This is a genomic window from Pseudoalteromonas prydzensis, from assembly GCF_011050055.1.
Taxonomy (GTDB): domain Bacteria; phylum Pseudomonadota; class Gammaproteobacteria; order Enterobacterales; family Alteromonadaceae; genus Pseudoalteromonas; species Pseudoalteromonas prydzensis_A.
In genome coordinates this window covers 1-18516 of record NZ_DRGM01000093.1, presented here as the reverse complement: position 1 = coordinate 18516, position 18516 = coordinate 1, and the positions used below count along the sequence as shown (strand labels likewise).

The 18516-nt window shown below is 41.2% G+C and carries 14 protein-coding genes; 8 read left to right on the top strand and 6 right to left on the bottom strand.

Features of this window, described 5'->3' with window-relative positions:
• A partial coding sequence (locus tag ENH88_RS08765; protein ID WP_304181717.1) for a DEAD/DEAH box helicase occupies positions 1–644 on the bottom strand: 644 nt, incomplete at its 3' end.
• 90 nt (positions 645–734) lie between these two features.
• Between ENH88_RS08765 and trxA the strand changes: the two genes are divergently transcribed.
• Both trxA and rho read left to right on the top strand, forming a co-directional pair.
• Entirely contained in the window at positions 735–1061 is a 327-nt protein-coding gene (gene trxA, locus ENH88_RS08760) for a thioredoxin TrxA (protein ID WP_304181715.1), read from the top strand.
• Positions 1062–1241: 180 nt separating this feature from the next.
• Entirely contained in the window at positions 1242–2501 is a 1260-nt protein-coding gene (rho, locus tag ENH88_RS08755; RefSeq protein WP_064666866.1) for a transcription termination factor Rho, read from the top strand.
• Between the two features lie 106 nt (positions 2502–2607).
• On the opposite strand, the gene ENH88_RS08750 is transcribed toward rho, so the two are convergent.
• Positions 2608–5427 (bottom strand): ATP-binding protein, encoded by a 2820-nt coding sequence (locus tag ENH88_RS08750; RefSeq protein WP_304181713.1) that lies wholly within the window; start codon positions 5425–5427, stop codon positions 2608–2610.
• A 79-nt stretch (positions 5428–5506) separates the two neighbouring features.
• Between ENH88_RS08750 and ENH88_RS08745 the strand changes: the two genes are divergently transcribed.
• A complete protein-coding gene (locus ENH88_RS08745; RefSeq protein WP_304181711.1) occupies positions 5507–6097 on the top strand; it encodes a DNA-J related domain-containing protein in 591 nt (196 codons plus the stop codon).
• Here ENH88_RS08745 and dbpA read toward each other — a convergent pair.
• Entirely contained in the window at positions 6094–7482 is a 1389-nt protein-coding gene (dbpA, locus tag ENH88_RS08740) for an ATP-dependent RNA helicase DbpA (RefSeq protein ID WP_064666863.1), read from the bottom strand. The two genes, ENH88_RS08745 and dbpA, sit on opposite strands and share 4 nt — an antisense overlap.
• 209 nt (positions 7483–7691) lie before the next feature.
• On the opposite strand from dbpA, the gene ENH88_RS08735 reads away from it, so the two are divergent.
• Positions 7692–9095 (top strand): M20/M25/M40 family metallo-hydrolase, encoded by a 1404-nt coding sequence (locus tag ENH88_RS08735; RefSeq protein ID WP_304181709.1) that lies wholly within the window; start codon positions 7692–7694, stop codon positions 9093–9095.
• A gap of 92 nt (positions 9096–9187) precedes the next feature.
• Entirely contained in the window at positions 9188–10126 is a 939-nt protein-coding gene (locus ENH88_RS08730) for a tetratricopeptide repeat protein (protein WP_304181707.1), read from the top strand.
• A gap of 48 nt (positions 10127–10174) precedes the next feature.
• On the opposite strand, the gene ENH88_RS08725 is transcribed toward ENH88_RS08730, so the two are convergent.
• On the bottom strand, positions 10175–12136 hold the full coding sequence (locus ENH88_RS08725) for an alpha/beta hydrolase family protein (protein WP_304181705.1): 1962 nt from the start codon (positions 12134–12136) through the stop codon (positions 10175–10177).
• Between the two features lie 169 nt (positions 12137–12305).
• On the opposite strand from ENH88_RS08725, the gene ENH88_RS08720 reads away from it, so the two are divergent.
• On the top strand, positions 12306–13595 hold the full coding sequence (locus ENH88_RS08720) for a hypothetical protein (protein ID WP_304181703.1): 1290 nt from the start codon (positions 12306–12308) through the stop codon (positions 13593–13595).
• A gap of 47 nt (positions 13596–13642) precedes the next feature.
• Here the strand turns inward: ENH88_RS08720 and ENH88_RS08715 are convergent, their stop codons facing one another.
• A complete protein-coding gene (locus ENH88_RS08715) occupies positions 13643–14563 on the bottom strand; it encodes a DUF808 domain-containing protein (protein ID WP_304181700.1) in 921 nt (306 codons plus the stop codon).
• Between the two features lie 121 nt (positions 14564–14684).
• On the opposite strand from ENH88_RS08715, the gene ENH88_RS08710 reads away from it, so the two are divergent.
• Both ENH88_RS08710 and ENH88_RS08705 read left to right on the top strand, forming a co-directional pair.
• Positions 14685–14969: an MliC family protein gene (locus tag ENH88_RS08710; protein WP_304181699.1), complete on the top strand. Its 285-nt coding sequence runs from the start codon at positions 14685–14687 to the stop codon at positions 14967–14969.
• A 76-nt stretch (positions 14970–15045) separates the two neighbouring features.
• Positions 15046–17067 carry a methyl-accepting chemotaxis protein gene (locus ENH88_RS08705; protein ID WP_304181697.1) on the top strand — a complete coding sequence of 674 codons (2022 nt, stop codon included), beginning with the start codon at positions 15046–15048 and terminating at the stop codon, positions 17065–17067.
• Between the two features lie 90 nt (positions 17068–17157).
• Here the strand turns inward: ENH88_RS08705 and ENH88_RS08700 are convergent.
• Positions 17158–18516, bottom strand: a 1359-nt coding sequence (locus ENH88_RS08700) for a putative bifunctional diguanylate cyclase/phosphodiesterase (RefSeq protein WP_304181695.1), incomplete at its 5' end; no start/stop codon positions are given.

Here is an 18516-nt window from a genome sequence, read left to right as displayed (position 1 = left end):
TGCTCTGGGTTTGTCATGTGCTCAAACGCCAGTTCTTGAACGCGATACGATAACGTTGCTGAAAATAATAAGTTAAGGCGTTGTGATGTATCCGGCATACGGCGGAACATATAACGAATATCTTTAATAAAGCCCAAATCAAACATACGATCGGCTTCATCTAGTACCACAACTTCGATTTCATTGAGGGTATAACACCCTTGTTTATATAAATCGATTAAGCGACCTGTGGTGCCAATTAAAATATCAACGCCTTTTTCTAATTGTGCACGTTGTTTTTCGTAATCTTCGCCACCATATACTAAACCTAAGTTAAGATTACAGTGTGGCGCTAAAATTTTTGCATCTTTGTGGATCTGAATCGCAAGCTCCCGAGTAGGGGCCATGATCAGGGCTCTTGGATGTTTACTAGGTGCTTTGCTAGATTGTAATAACCGATGGCACGTGGCAGTTAAAAACGCCAACGTTTTGCCTGTCCCTGTCTGTGCTTGGCCCGCAATATCGCGGCCATCACAAATAAAAGGTAGGCATTTAGCTTGAATGGGTGTGCAATATTCAAACCCATTTTCGGTTAAACCGGCAACCACTTCCGGTGCGATAGCAAAGTCTGAAAACTTTTTATCGGTTAAATGTGTCTTAGTCATAGCGTTTAAGCATAACGTTTATACTTGCAATAAGAAACAAGAGTGTTTAAATACGCATTAAATATTTCGCCTAACTTATCGGAGAGCGCAATGAGCGAGAAAATTATTCAATTAACTGACGATAGCTTTGAAGCTGACGTTTTACAATCAGACAAGCCTGTATTAGTTGATTTTTGGGCTGAATGGTGCGGACCATGTAAAATGATCGCGCCAATTCTTAATGAAGTAGCAGATGAATTTGATGGCCGTGTCGTTATCGGTAAATTAAACATCGATCAAAATGCAGGCACACCACCTAAATTTGGCATCCGTGGCATCCCTACACTACTTCTTTTCAAAGAAGGCCAGGTTGCAGCAACTAAAGTTGGTGCACTTTCTAAAACTCAATTAGTTGAATTTTTAGAAAACAACATCTAAATACAGATGTAAAAAAGGGCTTTTTGCCCTTTTTTACATTTTTTTTGTATAAAGACTGGACGCCTAGCCAGTGACCTGCTAGTTTATAAAGCCAACTAATCCTTAGTTTACCAACAAACCTCTCTCACTAATCAATATCGATTATATGAGCATGATAACTGTAATAAAGAACCCACCAATATGCATTTACGCGAATTAAAAGACAAGTCGATCAAAGAACTTGTAGACTTAGCTGAGTCCATGGGGCTCGAAAACGTAGCCCGCTTAAGAAAGCAAGATATTATCTTTGCTATCCTTAAAGCCCACGCCAAAAGTGGAGAGAACATTTTTGGCGGTGGTGTACTAGAAATCTTACAGGATGGTTTTGGTTTCTTAAGATCATCAGAAGCCTCTTACCTTGCGGGTCCTGATGACATTTATATATCACCTAGCCAAATTCGTCGTTTTAGTATGCGTACTGGTGATTCTATAATGGGTCTGATACGTCCACCTAAAGACGGCGAACGTTACTTTGCCTTACTAAAAGTAAACGAAGTAAATTTTGATAAACCTGAAAACTCTCGCACTAAAATCCTTTTTGAAAACCTTACCCCGCTACACGCAAATGAACGTTTACGTATGGAACGTGGTAATGGTAGCACCGAAGATATTACCGCTCGAGTACTTGATTTAGCCTCACCAATTGGCCGTGGCCAACGTGGTTTATTAGTAGCGCCGCCAAAAGCGGGTAAAACAATGCTACTACAAAACATTGCGCAATCAATTACTCATAACCACCCTGATGCAACATTAATGGTATTACTTATTGATGAGCGTCCAGAGGAAGTAACTGAAATGCAACGCCTTGTTAAAGGTGAAGTGATTGCATCAACGTTTGATGAGCCAGCGAGCCGTCACGTACAAGTTGCTGAAATGGTAATCGAAAAAGCCAAACGTCTTGTTGAACATAAAAAAGATGTCATCATCTTATTGGATTCAATCACTCGTTTAGCTCGTGCATACAACACGGTAATTCCTTCATCTGGTAAAGTACTTACCGGTGGTGTTGATGCGAACGCCCTACATAAACCTAAGCGTTTCTTTGGTGCTGCACGTAACGTTGAAGAAGGTGGTAGTTTAACCATTATCGCTACGGCGCTGATCGATACCGGCTCTAAGATGGATGAAGTTATCTACGAAGAGTTTAAAGGTACCGGTAATATGGAATTACACTTAAATCGTAAGATTGCTGAAAAGCGTGTATTCCCTGCAATTGACTTTAACCGCTCTGGTACCCGTCGTGAAGAATTACTGACTAAACCAGACGAGCTACAAAAAATGTGGATTTTACGTAAAATCGTGCACGAAATGTCTGAAATTGACGCGATGGAGTTTTTAATTGATAAACTCTCTATGAGCAAAACCAATGATGAATTTTTTGATTCGATGAAACGTCAGTAATTCCGTTTACAACATTCTAAAATGCCTGTTAATACAGGCATTTTTTTTGCCGAAAAGTCCTTGTTATAACCTTCGTGGAGTTAATCTCTAACCGCAAGCGCTAGGGCTATTCTAGATCAGATGATTTAGATAATTGCTGGATTAATTCATCCAGCAACGCAGCTATCTCTGCATCGGTTGCTGGTTGATCTTTCGCTAATAACGCCTTATCTAAGCGCAACGCTGCATCAGCCACATTCGTGAGTGTAAATATTTGTGCTGCACCAAGAATACGGTGACTATCTTGCTGTAATGCCGTCAAATCCTGTGCTGCAAAATGCGCTGTCAGTAACTTAATTTCATCATCAAAGCTGGCGATAAAACTGCTTACTAAATCACTAATATCAGGATTAGTTGTAGGTAACGCTATAGGATTGTCCAAATACAAGGCGAGCGTGCGATAGAAGCTTTCTTTCTCGATTGGTTTACTTAAATAGCCCGTGAACCCCATGGCTAAGTAATCATCTATTTCATGACTCATCGCATTAGCCGTTAACGCGAAGATCGGTTTATTAAAACCACATTTTTTTAATAATTCAAAAGCGCTCAGGCCATCCATTACTGGCATTTGTATATCCAATAAAACAATATCAGGGAACTCGCTAAGACAAAGCTCAACCGCTTGTTCACCATTACTTACTGAGATCACTTCAAGCCCAGTAGACTTTAAGAAGCGTGTTATTAGCCTACGATTGTCAGAATGATCTTCTGCCAACAGCACTCGTCCGACAAGACCGGTTTTATTTTCTGACACTGCAGCCTCACTTGCAACTTTTGCTGGCGGATATTGTTTGCATGGCACATTAAAAATAAATTCACTGCCTTTATGCAGCTCACTTTCAACACTGATATAACCCCCCATCATAATTGCTAATTGTTGTGAGAGACTTAAACCCAATCCTGAGCCACCAAACCTGCGACTAATGGTATTATCACCTTGTTGAAAACACTCAAAAATATTTTCTATTTGCGCTGTCGTCATACCAATCCCCGTATCACTAACTTTAAAGCAAACGCCTTGCTCGGTGTGATCAATATGCAAAGTGACAAAACCGCTTTCAGTAAATTTAATCGCATTCGTTAGTAAGTTAATCAGTATTTGCTTAACTCGGATCAAATCGAGCTTAGTCCAAAAGCTCGGCCCTAAGTTGTTTTCTAATAAGAGTGTTAACCCTTTATTTTTGGCCTGCATACTCGACATAGCGTAAACATCGTTAACAATCACGACTAGATCAAACTCGCTAACATCTAAATCTAAGCGGTTGGCTTCTATTTTACTCAGATCGAGCACATCATTGATCAAACCTTTTAAATGATCGCTGTGTTTCTTAATGACCAACAACTCCGTTTGTAGCTGTTGAGGTTGATACAAACCATTCAATAAGTCATCTGTTTGCCCCAATATCGCCGTAAGCGGCGTACGAATTTCATGACTAATATTTGCCAAAAATTGGCTCTTCACTTGATTCGCTGCACGTAATTCTTGTGCCACATATTGTAACTCTTGAGTACGTTGCGCAACTTTTTGTTCTAATTGATTTTTGGCCTTTTTCTCAACTGCACGACGATATAGTGCAACCGCACAGATCAACACCAGCATCAATACTATTGACAGTAAAATAGTCAATTGTGAACGTTTTTCGATTTTTAGTTCTTGTAAGCTACGCTCTTGTTTAAGCTGTTTAATTTCCTGATTTAACTGGCTCGATTGAAACTGAGACTGAAATGTACTTAACGCTTTCATAACCTCTTCACTAATTATACCGCGCTGATAATCAACAAACTGCTGATGCAACTGAATCGCTTGCTTGTAATCGCCTTCACCCGCACTTAATAACGCTTCAATGCCTAAGCCATCTTTAACACGTAACTCATCTTTATATTCTTTGGCTAGTGCGATTGATTGTTTTAAATTTTGTTTAGCGGTATCTATATCCCCGCTAACTAATTGCACTTTGGCTAACACTTGTAGAGCTGCTAACTGTAATGATTGATTATCAATCTGCCTAGCGTATTTTTGAGCCGCTTTTGCATGGTACAAAGCGGCATCTAGCTCATCTATTTTTAAGTTTATACTCGCTAAATTGGTATGCTGAACCGACAGCTGGTAGGCATCATTGACGCTTTGATAATACCGTAAAGCGAGTTGATAATAGTGCAGCGCTAATTGATTTTGACCTGACTCTGCATAAGCAACAGCCATATTGCCATGGGCACGGGCAATCCCCTCTTCATCATCTAATTGCTGAAATACATCAATCACTTGACGATAAATTTCGAGTGCTGAATCATAACGCGATAAACGAATGTAGACGCCGGCAATATTATGCAAAATATCCGCCTTGTCTTTTTCACTCCCGTCGTTTTCATAAAATGCTTTTGCCTGTTGGTAATGCTCTAACGCAAGCTCCATGTTATGCATATTAAAATATGCCAAGCCAATATTACTCAATAAGTTAGCTTGCTTTAATGGGCTGTTTAAACGCACAGCCAAATTTAAGGCTCGGTTATAACTAATAATGGCTGGTTGCAGTAAACCTTGAAAGTACTGCACTACACCTTGCATTTTTATTGCTCTAAAATGTAACTCAGGTTGTTTTTCAAATGGGGTTTTTAGCTCTAACAACTGATAATAATGTAATGCTTGAGGGTAGTTACTTAGTTCAAACGCGCGTTCGGCTAAACTAGAATAGATAGCGACTTGTTGTTGATTTGAAAGTTGCCTGGCAAGTAGTTGATTTGCTAACTGCAGCTTTTCTGACCATTCATTAGTAAGCTTAAATTGCTCAAACAGCGTTACTTGCTGTTGAGCATTACTAAATTGAGAAAAAACGCCAAGTACAATAATAAAGCAAATAAATAGTAGGCGCTTGAACTGACCTAGCATAATTTTTTCCTTGGAATTTTGTTAGTCGTGTAAGCTATGATAATTTAGTCAAGATACACTAATAACTAGACTGCAAACAATGCTTAACCCACTGATAGATGAGATTTTTGAGCTTATTCTAACGAAAGACACATGGATGGTTCATACTTTAGCATTGCAATTACAACAACAAGGCGCTATCACCACGCTCGACCCGCAACCTGAGCGTGATTTATTTAAACGTAATTTTTTAATCATGAACGCCCTGTACCAACTGCAACAGCAACTGCAACCAGCTCAGCACTTAATGATAGCCAGCTTACAAATAACACTCACAGATGCAGCTCCCCATAAGTCATTACAAGGCGTTGATCCGCTGCGAGACTATTATCTAGATTGGCAAAATTACGAAACATCCCGCGATGAAATCGAAGAGTTGCTTAATGACTTTTGGCAACGTTTTGCTGGCAACAAAAAACCACGACAAGCCCTTGATAGCAAAGCGTATAGCAAGCTGTTACAACGCTGGCAATTGACGAAACAATGCAGTTTGAAGGATATACAGAAGCGCTGGCGACAACTGGCCATGCAGCACCACCCAGATAAAGAAACTGGCGATACAGAAAAGTTTAAAGCACTAAAGAATGAATATGAGCAGCTTAAGGCAAGCTGCTCAACAGTCGATAATTAACGAGTTAGACGACGGGCGCGAATTTTACGGCCCTTAATATTGCCTTCGGTTAATTTGCGTAGTGCGGGTTTTGAAGAGTTACGTTCAACAGCAACAAAGGCCACGTTATCAAGCACGTTAATTTTGCCAACCTGACGCCCTGCTACGCCATCTTTGCCGGTTAACGCACCTAAAATATCACCGGCACGCACTTTTTGTTTTTTACCAGCATCAATCATCAAGGTGACCATTTGCGGTTTATACGGTGGCTTTTCAAGTAAGCTAAATGGCGGTAATTGTTCTGGTAAAAAATCACATTCATAATGATCGCCAATTTGCGCCACTTTAAATTGCTCTGCATCACCATAAATTGAACAAGCGATACCTTTTTTACCCGCGCGACCAGTACGGCCAATACGGTGCACATGAGTTTGTGGGTCATGGGCAAGATGATAGTTGATCACCATGTCCATATCGTCAATATCTAAACCGCGAGCGGCTACATCGGTGGCCACTAAAATTGACGCGCTTTTATTGGCAAAGTGAATGAGCGTGCGTTCACGGTCACGTTGCTCTAAATCGCCATGCAATGACACTGCACTGAAACCCTCATCGGCTAAATCATCACAAACCTGTTGCGTTTCAACTTTGGTATTACAAAACACCACACAGCTTTCTGGCTGAAATTTAAGTAACAACAGCTTTAACGTGTTAAAGCGTTGTTTGTTGTTATCCATTTTGTAGAAATATTGCTTGATGGTGCTCTTTTCTTGCTCTTCTTCTACTTTCACCATAACTGGGTTGCTTAACACCCGTTTAGCAATCGCTTCGATTGCACGTGGGAAAGTCGCGCTGAATAATAACGTTTGGCGCTGCTTGGGAATACAATCGATAATCGCATCTAGGGTATCTTGAAAGCCCATATCAAGCATTTGATCGGCTTCATCCAGTACTAAAGTTTCAACATCATCTAAACGTAAGGTGCCTTTACGAATATGATCATCTACGCGCCCAGGGGTGCCAACAATAATATGCGCGCCATGTTCCAGTGAACCAATTTGTGGCCCGATTGAAACACCACCACACAAGGTTAAAATTTTAATATTGTGAATACCACGCGCTAATTTACGCATCTCCACAGCCACTTGCTCAGCAAGCTCACGGGTTGGGCAAAGCACTAATGATTGAATGCGAAAGCGTTTCACGTTGAGCTTGGCAAGCACGCCTAAACTAAACGCCGCCGTTTTACCTGAGCCAGTTTTGGCTTGTGCGATGATGTCTTTACCTTCAAGAACTGGCGGCAGACTTTGCGCCTGTACGGCTGTCATTTGGGTATAACCTAGTGTTGATAAGTTATCTACCAACCCAGATGGTAAAGCGAGAGATGAAAAAGCTGTAGCGGTCAAAGTAATTTCCAGTGCAAAAAGTAAACATGAAAAGCCGCTGCAGATGCCCGACTTAGTTATGCTGCATAATAGCAGAATATACAAATTGCTACCATTAAGCTGGCAAGATTATCAACAAACATTCCCGCATATGGGTTTTATCTCATCTACTTTTTCTACTCAGTATTAAATGCTTTAATAGGCACTTAAAAATACAGCCAAGGTCAATAATGAAAAAAATCATCACAGGGTTACTACTTGCAAGTAGCTTTTTAGCCAGCGCCGCAGCGCCTGAATTTACCGCGAAGCAACTTAAACAGGTGGCCGAGCTTAGAGATAACGCCAGCAACAGTGAGTTAAGCTATCAATTACTTGAATCCCTTACCACAGAAGTAGGCCCGCGCTTACCGGGCACTGAAAACGATAAAAAAGCCGTTGCATGGGCCCAAGCAAAATTCAAACAGCTTGGTTTTGATAAAGTATGGCTTGAAGAAGCCACCTTTCCTGAATGGCGTCGTTTTAGTGAAAGCGGCAAAATCCTAACGCCAAGTGAACAACCACTGCATTTAACCGCGTTAGGCCACAGTGTCAGTACACCAAAAGACGGCATTACTGCTGAAGTGATATTATTTGAAACCCTTGATGAGTTGATTGCCGCTCCTGCTAACAGCTTAAAAGGTAAAATAGCTTATATTAATTACCGGATGAATCGTCATATTGATGGCAACGGTTATGGCCCTGCGGTTCGTGCTCGCTCAACAGGCTCAGTCGAAGCGGCTAAAAAAGGCGCGGTTGGCTATATGATGCGCTCAGTTAGCACGGCCCATCACCGCTTTGCGCATACCGGTGGCAGCCATTACCAAGACGGCGTGACCAAAATACCTAACGTGACCATTGCCAATCCTGATGCAGACCAAATAGCTCGTCTTATCGCACTTGGTAAAAACGTCACCGTTAATATCAATGTACAAACTGAAGATCGCGGCCAAGGTAAAGGCTATAACGTAATTGGCCAGTTCAATGGCACACAAAACCCAGAGCAATACGTACTGATTGGTGGTCACTTAGACTCTTGGGATTTAGGCACTGGCGCACTTGATGATGGCGCAGGCGTTGCGTTAACGATGGCTGCTGCCAAGCACATTAGCGAAATAAAACGCCCTAAACGCAGTATTCGCGTGGTGCTATTTGCCGCAGAAGAACTCGGACTATGGGGTGCTAAAGCTTACTTTAAACAGCATGCCAACGAACTTGATAATATTGTTGCCGCTGCTGAATCTGATTTTGGCGCTGATGTAGTGTATGGCTTTGAATCGAATGTATCTGCAGCGTCACTGCCTGTGGTACGCGCGATAGCGCAACAACTTGCGCCACTTAATGTTGCATACATAGGTAAAAATAGCGCTAATGGCGGACCAGATTTAATTCCTCTGAAAAATGCCACCAGCGCGCCAATTTTTGAACTGCATCAAGATGGTACTGACTATTTTGACTATCATCACACCGCTGATGACACGCTTGATAAAGTAGATCCAGCGAAGCTGAAACAAAACACGGCGGCCTATGCGGTGTTTGCGTTTATGGCAGCTGACGCAGAAACCACAATTAAAGCAAAGCCTGTAACGAATAAGTAAGTTAATAATACATACTTTCTTACAGTTTGCTGCTTTGCATCTCACCTTCCTTGTTTTAACTTAACTTAAAATAAGGAAGGACTAGGAGACATATGCTACTTTTCAATATCTGCGATTCACTGTCATTTTTCAGTCAAACTAAAACCTGTCCGCAGTGTCACAATGATGACTACCAGCTACAAAATCATAGCCGTTTTTTACGTTTTTCAATCATACCTATGTTGCCACTAGCGTGGCGTTATCAATACCAGTGTAATCATTGTCAGCACAGTGTGCAGCTTTCTGTTATGCAACTGCCATGGTTAGAAAAGCTTTCTTTAATCAAATATTTTATAGGCTCAATATTAGTTATCTGGCTATCTATCTACCTCTATACACACCATCTTGATGAGCTAAAAACCAAGCAAGCAATACTAAGCCAGCCGCAAGCATTCGATACTTACTTGGTACATGCAGATAAATTCTCTAACCAACCATTGCGCCCTGAAAACCTAAAAGTAGCCCAAGTACTCGAGTTTGATGATAAAAATATTACCTTTCAGATTAGTAACTACCGTTATAAACACGACAGAGCCATAACAACAGCGATGCGCACCAGCTTATTAGTTCAAAAAGATTATTTCTCATCAAAGACACTCACTCTAGCGCGTAAGGAAGTGCAGCATTTATATGATGAAGGTGCTATTTATGATGTACTGCGTCCTTACGCATACAGTTTATACGGCGGCTTTGTGATGTTTCCACCACAGCCAAAACCTTTATATGAAGGGGTAAAGCTTAATAAAAATAACCAGCAAGGCATCATCTATTACAAAGATGGTTTATTCAAAGATGCCTTTGAGAGTTTTTTACTCGCCAGCAAAGAAGGCTCACAGTGGGGGCAGCTTAATGCAGCACAAATGTATCGTGATGGTGAGGGGGTAGAAAAAGATCTTTCCCAAGCCATTTACTGGTATCAACAAGCCGCACTGCAAAATAACCACAAAGCCAAAGTACAACTCAAAGAACTGTGCCTAGAACACGCCTGCTAATAAATATGGCAAGCCAAAAGCTTGCCATTTAACCTACAAGACAGATCGTTACAGTGTTAGGTGTTGATCTAAAAATGCCAGTACTTGTTGATAATAACGAGTGCGGTGCTCTTGCTTATAAAACCCATGCCCTTCATCTTCAAGTAGCTCATATATATAAGGGTGCTTAGCTTTTTTAAGAGCAGCAATAAGTGATTCGGCTTGTTCTATCGGTGCCCGCTGATCTTCACCACCGTGCACTATCAGTACAGGAGCCTTTAACTTATCAATATTATAACTTGGCGAAAATGCCTTTAATTGCGCTTCATCTGTGCCCAATACATTCTGTAAATAACGTTGGCCACTGTCGCGCTCCGCAACATCTCCTTCTTTAAACATTAACGGCAAATCGTAAACACCAACAACGCCAATCGCACATTTAAACATATCAGGTTCTAAAATCGCACTTTGTAACGCTGAGTATCCGCCAAAGCTCGCGCCCATAATACAGATATTATTTTTATTAACCGTGCCCTGCTCAATTAAATACTTAACACCATCAATAATATCAAATTGGATTTCAGCCCCCCACTTTTGATGCCCAGCATGCTCAAAGTTACGGCCAAAACCACCTGAGCCTCTAAAATTAACTTTTAGTACCGCCATGCCACGGTTGGCAAGTAACTGTGCATCGGGGTCAAACCCCCACCAATCGCGAGGGCCATGTGGACCACCGTGTGGCATAACCACTAAAGGTAAGTTTTTCTCTGTACTGTTATTCGGCAGTGTTAAGTAGCCATAAATAGTTAAACCATCTCGACTGGTATAACTCACTGGTTTGGTCTGCGCCATCTGCTCGGCATCAAGCCAACTACGAGATGCAAACAAAAATCGTAAGTTATTTTTTTTAGCATCGAATAAATAATATTGGCCAGGGTTACGGTCATTCGAGGCATAAATAATATTAGTGTCACCATCTTCAGTACTACTTACAAGCTGTACTTGTTCACCAGCTAAAGCGGAGATTAATGATTTTAAACGCATGCTTTTCTCTGATTGCCCATCGACAAAGGCATAAGTCGGATAGCCTAGCTCGGTTTCAATCGCAAATAACTCTTTTGATGCTTCATCAACCCATATTTGCTTTGGTGAAACCCCCTCTTCCTTATGAATTAAATCAATTGCTCTGGTTTTCAGATTCAATTTATATAAGCCTTGCGCTTCACCACTGATAGACGCAGTGACATAAACAGCATCACCACTACTATCAAAAGCGTGTAAGTTCATATCGCTGTAAGTCAAATCACCTAAGTTAAGTTCTTGCCAACGGCCGCCTGATTTTTCACGGGTATGAATTGTGGGTTTGATATAATCATCACTGGAAACAGCCACTCTGACATTCCCCTCATGATCGGTCAAAAAGTTGGCCATACGTGACGGTGAGCGGGTAACTTTACGACGCTTTCCTGAAAAAACATCGACCTCATAAACAACTGTGTGCGGTTCACTACTAGATGTCCACGGATAAGTCATGATAAGCATTTTATCATCATCGTGGATCAAAGGATCCAGCAAATAAGAGGTACCATAAACCGGTGTGGCTTTTTTGATACGAGAACCAGTTTGCATTTCGCCCTGATAGCCAACTAAATATTTAGCTTTCGAGCCATCGGCATTCACGCCATATAATTCACCGTAATATTCAGGATGATCTTGCCAACCGCGTAAGTATTCTTTTGCAACAACAACTCGTTCATCGCTTACCCAGTGATAAGCACCAACCTGCGCATTGCTCTCAAAATTAATAGCATGGTGAATTGTGAATTTCTTAGCATCTAAAATAACCAGTACCTTTTTACCTTGAGGTTGCATAATTACTGCAAGGTAGCTGCCTTTAGGGGAGATTTTAACTTGGCTATATTCACTGCTGCGGCTAAAGTCCTCGACTGTAGGACCTGACTGATTTGCATAACTAATTGGGCAACAAGAGAGCAACACAATAACAACAATAAACTGCATTATTTTATTCATACAACATCCTTTTAAATTGGTATTTTTATAATTGCTACAATTGTACCCAATAAAGTTTTAAATAGGTATCCATCCAAATACTTAAGTAAACAACGAAGAGTAACTATTTACTTTAATTTGGTTACAATATAACATTGCCGATATATTATAACAAAACATTGGACTGCTAATGATTTTACCTAACTTTAAAACTAGCCTGATCGCCTCTATGGTTGCTGTACTGTGTGCCTGTAACAGTGAAATTGATGATCTTGCAGATAAAAATGCTGGACAGCCAGATGACCATGAGCATACCGAAATCACTTCAACAGGGCGTTTAGCCATTAGTCACGCTGATGCTGCCAACGTATCAATTTTCGATACTGACACTAACGCGCTACTTGAAATGTTTAATACTACCAATATTGTTAGCGGCTTATATGCAAGTCCTAACAATCGTTTTGCAGTATTGATACAACGCGCTGATAACTATGTTGAGTTTATTGATGGTGGTTTATACCGAGAAGATCATGATGATCACCTGCATGATTACAAACAAGCTCCTGCCTTGTCAGGGTTTACATTAACAAATGATAAGCCAACTCATTTTGATGTAAGCGAACAGCAAGCTGCGCTGTTTTTTGATGGCAATATAGATGCGGGTATTGCTGCAAGCTTTGCTATTTTAACTGACGAATCAATTGCAAATGGCGAAACACTGGCAACACATAGTTTTGCTAATGCTATGCATGGTACGGCACAAATTCGCGGTGACTCAGTGATCACCACCTATCGCAGTGAAGATGTAACTAGCGTGCTGCCAAATTATGTGGAACAACTACATATTCATGGCGATCACTTCCACCAAGAACAGCGTTTTGAGCTTGATTGCCCTGCACTGCATGGCAGCGCACAAAATCATCAGCACATTGCCTTTGGCTGCGGTGATGGTGTATTAGTTATTGAAGAACACAATGGTGCATTTAACGCAACTAAAGTAGCTAACCTTGATAGTTTTGCCGAAGGTGCACGGATTGGTAGTATTAAAGGGAGCGAGCACAGCGAGCTCTTTTTAGGTATTGCACAAAGTAAGCTTTTTTACACCATCGACCCAGAATCAGCTGAAATGACACAGCTTGCATGGCAGCAAAATACCGAAAATACCGTATTAGCAAGTGCGCTCGATAGTATTACAGGCGAGTTTTACGTACTGGAAAGCGATGGGTTTTTATCGATACTGGATGCTGAGGATGATTGGCAAGTCAGTGCTCGTTTTCAAGTACTCGACAGCCCCGCAGGCAGCTATGCGTTAGCGGCTTCAGCGGCCGATGATACGGTATATATCAGCGATGCAAATAACCAAACAGTATTAAGCGTCGATACTCATGAACAAACGGCCGAAACTATTCTTAACCTTGATTTTACCCCAAGTAAAATAACTTGGTTAGGCATCGCTGAGGAAGCAGAGCACGACCACTAAGCTTATAACTTTCATAGCATTCCCTTGCTAAGCCATTGCCGGCAAATTTAATTTGCCGGCTCTTTTGTTTTTATACTCACAACAGTGTGATGAATGAGCACCACAACAACGCCAGCCAGCACGCCTAATAAGCCATCAAATAATAATGGCGCAAACACTTCTCCCAACCTGCCTAAGTTTGTTAGTGCAAATTCAGTGACCGCTATTTGCCAATGATGCAATACACTTATGCCGTGCACTAAAATACCACCGCCAACTAAAAACATCGCGACCGTACCAGCAAACGCTAAAAACGCCATTAAACGTGGTGCCGCAGCTAATAGACCTTTCCCTAGTAATGCTTTAAAACGATTACCCGTTTGCTGGGCTTGTTTGAGTAAATACAAACCAGCATCATCGAGCTTTACAATTCCTGCTACCAAACCATACACACCTATGGTCATGATCACAGCAATCACACTCAATACCAGCGCTTGATTAAGCAAACTTGCACCGGCAACTGTGCCAAGCGTGATGACAATTATTTCTGCCGATAAAATAAAATCAGTACGAATAGCTCCTTTAATTTTTTGTTTTTCGTATGCCACTAAATCTAGATGTTCAGCTTCACTCAGCTCGTCGTTTTTCGGGCTAGGTAAAAACTTTTCAACCAGTTTTTCGGCACCTTCAAAACACAAAAATAACCCACCAATCATTAGTAACGGCGTAATAAGCCAAGGCAGCCAGACACTGATCAATAAAGCGGCAGGAACCAAAATGGTTTTATTAAGAAACGACCCTTTTGCCACGGCCCACACCACAGGCAGTTCACGATCTGCACTAACACCGGTAACTTGCTGAGCATTTAACGCCAAATCATCCCCCAATACACCAGCGGTTTTTTTTGTCGCGACTTTACTCATTGTGGCAATATCATCTAACAATGTAGTGATATCATCCAACAAGGTTAATAGATTCGTACCTGCCATTTAATTTCCTTTGCAGTTAAATGTTTATAATAATCAACATAGCCTAAACGGCCACTTTCACCAACGGTTAATTTTCGTTTGCTATGCTAGTCGTTAAACCCACTTACCAAGGTACCTATTTATGTATAAAAGCTTATTAATTGCACTCGGTATGCTCAGCCTTAGTGCATGTACTGAACCACAAAACAGCCAATCTTATTCCTGCGATAGCCAACTAACGGCGGTTATCACCAGCGAGAGTGCAGAAACGGCCTCACTGGTTTATAACCAGGTTACCTACCCGTTAACGCAACAGATCAGCGCCTCAGGTGCAAAATATAGCAATGATGACGTACTTTTTTGGACCAAAGGTAACGAAGCAATGCTAATCATTGATGGCAACAAATATCACTGTAATTTAGAGTAAAGCATCCGCACGCAACGCTTATAATTTACAAAAATACTGCTACACTCATAAATACTTAAGTATTTACGGGTTAGCTATGCGCGCTATTGCTATAAAAACAAAACTGATTTTTGCCTTTGCCACAATTGGTTTTTTAATGCTTGCCAGCAGTGGCTTTTTTTACTGGTCACTCGGGCAAATTAATCATGCGACCGCAGATATAGAAACGTTAGCCGTACCGGTACAACAACAAAGTAATGCGCTTCGTTTATCACTGTTATCAATCACCAAATATAATGCTGTTGCGTACAGTCAAACAACAGAAAGCAGCTTACAACAGCAGCAACAGAGTACCCGTGACAACCAAGCCATATTTGCCAGCAAGCTGAAAGAGCTAAACACGCAACTTCATGATCAACCGCAAATGCAGCAGTTACTGTCAAAAATAGAGCAACGCTATCAGCAACTTAATACTACCAACACAACAATGTTTAACGCCAAACAGCAAGGACTGACCGCCACAACTGAGGTCACTGCATTGGCAAATGATTACGCTAACAACCTCGCTGATTTAAGTAATGGCTTACTTGATTTAGAATTAATCGAAGTAGCAGCTGAACAACAAACATTATTAGCCGCGATTGTTGGCACCGCGACCCGCATTGATGATTTGCTTTTCACCTTAGGTAATAATGTTAAAAACATCAGTCATATAAACACCTTGCAAACACTCAACGAGCACCAACAAGATACCAACTTTTTGCTAGATAATATTCAATCTAATTTTACCTACCTACAACAACAAGCAAGTGAGCTGGAAAATAAAACCAACTTTGTCAGCCTAGAAGAGCTACTAAACTTAATAAATAAACAGTTAACAATGCTATATCAGCAACAAACTACACTTTTAACCAGCAAAGTTGAGGCTGAACAAGCCTTTTCAGCATTTCAACAGCAATTTCAACTTACCGAACAACTTATTATTGAGCTCAATCAATTAGCCGATAAACGTTTTAACACCTTACAAGCTGATGCTCAATCGGTCATTAGCACAGGCTCAACACTCGCCATTATTATAAGTTTAGTGCTTATTTCGTTTGCAGCGTTGATCTGTTTTTTAACGACTAAGGCAATGCTAAAACCGCTGAATACTGTTAATAAAGCGCTATCACGTATCGCTTCCGGTGACTTGTCGAAACGCACAAAACCAGTTAACGACGATGAATTTGGTCTGCTGTTAAATAATATCAATCAATTAAGTGATGACTTGAGTACACTACTAAGTGCAATAAGTGACAACGCCCACACCTTAGATCAATCAGCAATTCAAACCAGCGAGCAAGGCCAACACATGACCCTAGCAGCGCAGCAACAGTTAGATCACATAGCACAAGCCAGTTCGGTGGCTCATAGCATGTTTAGTAATTCCCAAGCCGTTTGTGAGCAAGCTGATAACACCTCCAGTGAAGTTGCAAACGCCTCGCAATTTGCCAATGATGTGAATCACATAGCTGATCGCAACAGTCAGCGCATTGCCGCTTTACTCGCTCGTCTTGATCAAGCAGTGCAAAGCACCAACGAACTCACTCAACACACACAATTAATTGGCGCAATAGTAGATACAATTAGTAGCATTGCTGAACAAACAAATTTACTTGCACTTAATGCTGCTATTGAAGCGGCCCGTGCCGGTGAAAATGGCCGAGGCTTTGCTGTAGTCGCAGATGAAGTTCGCTCTTTAGCCGCTCGCACACAAAGCTCTACCAGTGAAATTCACACCATGATCCAAACGCTACAACAACAAGCCAGCACAGCTCACCATGAGATCAATGACGGCCAACAGCAAGCAAAAGAATGTGTTGCCAATAGTAGCGAGCTAAACCAAGCCGTAGATAAAATAAAAAGTACCTTAGTGACAATTAACCAAATGAGCACACAAATTGCGGATTCATCACATCATCAGCTTGATAACAGTAATGGTATAAAACAGATCATGGCGCAAGTAACCGTACAAGCACAAAGCAATGCCGAACATGCAAAGTCACTGGCCAATCAAAGTGAAAACGTTAACCAACTCGCCCACTCATTAACCAGCGCGGTAGAAAGATTTAAGTTCTAACTCTGAATATAAATTCATCTTCAGCGGCTATTGTCATAATGCTAACTAAATACACAGCGCTGAAATACCATTACAGTGCTGTGTAGCTACTCATTTATTATTTTGCCCCGCGATAAACTCCCTAATGTATTGATCAAATAGTGCCGCTGGCAGTGGTTTACTGTATAAAAAGCCTTGAATATAATCACAATTTAGAGCATTTAAGAAAGCCAGCTGTGCAGAGGTTTCAACTCCTTCGGCAACAACTTTAAGCTGTAGGTTACTAGCCATTGAAATTATTGCACTAACCATCGCACAATCTTCAAGATCATCGGGTAAGTCTTTGATAAACTCCCGATCTATTTTTAACTTACTCAGCGGAAAACGCTTTAAATAACTCAACGACGAGTAACCGGTGCCAAAGTCATCAATTGCCAAACCCACGCCGGTTGCACGTAATGCTTGTAACTGCTGCAAGATGTTTGAGCTATTATCAGCAAGTAGCGTTTCTGTAATTTCAAGGGTTAAACACTGAGCTGATAACTGAGTTTCCTGCAAAACACTTTTAACTAACGCTTCAATATCTTGACGAATAAATTGCACGCTAGACATATTTACCGTGACAAAAAACTGCTCACCGAAACAGCTACACCACTTAGCAGCTTCGCGACATGCTTCTCTGAGTACCCACTCACCAATTGCAATGATCAATCCTAACTCTTCACATACCGGAATGAATTGTGCCGGCGACACATCGCCAAGCTCCGCACTATGCCATCGTAATAAAGCTTCACAACCGACCTTCTTTTTATCATGGCTAATAATTGGCTGAAAATAAACGGTAAACTCGTTATTACTAAGAGCCTTATGGAGAGCATTTTCAAGCTTGCTGCGAGCTGTCGCTTGTTCGTGCAAGCCGCTGGTAAAGAACTCAAAGCAGTTTCGCCCTTGTGCTTTAGCTTTGTACATGGCGCTATCTGCATTACGTAATAATATTTTGCGCTCGGCTCCATCGTCGGGGAAAATAGTGATCCCCATACTGCCGGATACAAATACATCTTGCTCACCAATTTTAAATGAAGAATTAAGCGCCAGCAGAGCTTTTTTAGCTAATCGCTCAATATCTGCTAACGTATTGATCCCGGGCAGTAATAGCGCAAACTCATCGCCACCTAAACGAGCAACTACATCAGAGCTACGCATACATGCTTTAAGCCTTTTACCAGCCTCAAGTAACAGTAAATCACCACTATTATGCCCCAGGGTATCGTTAACACTTTTAAACCGATCTAAATCAATAAAACAAATTGCCAAACGCTTATTATCAGCCGTCGCACGGATCATTTCTTGATCTAGCTTACTATTATAATGATAGCGATTTGCCAAACCCGTTAAGGTGTCAAAATTAGTTTGTAGCCACATTTCCTGTTCATTTTCTTTGCGTAACGAAATGTCGTTAAATAAGGCAAC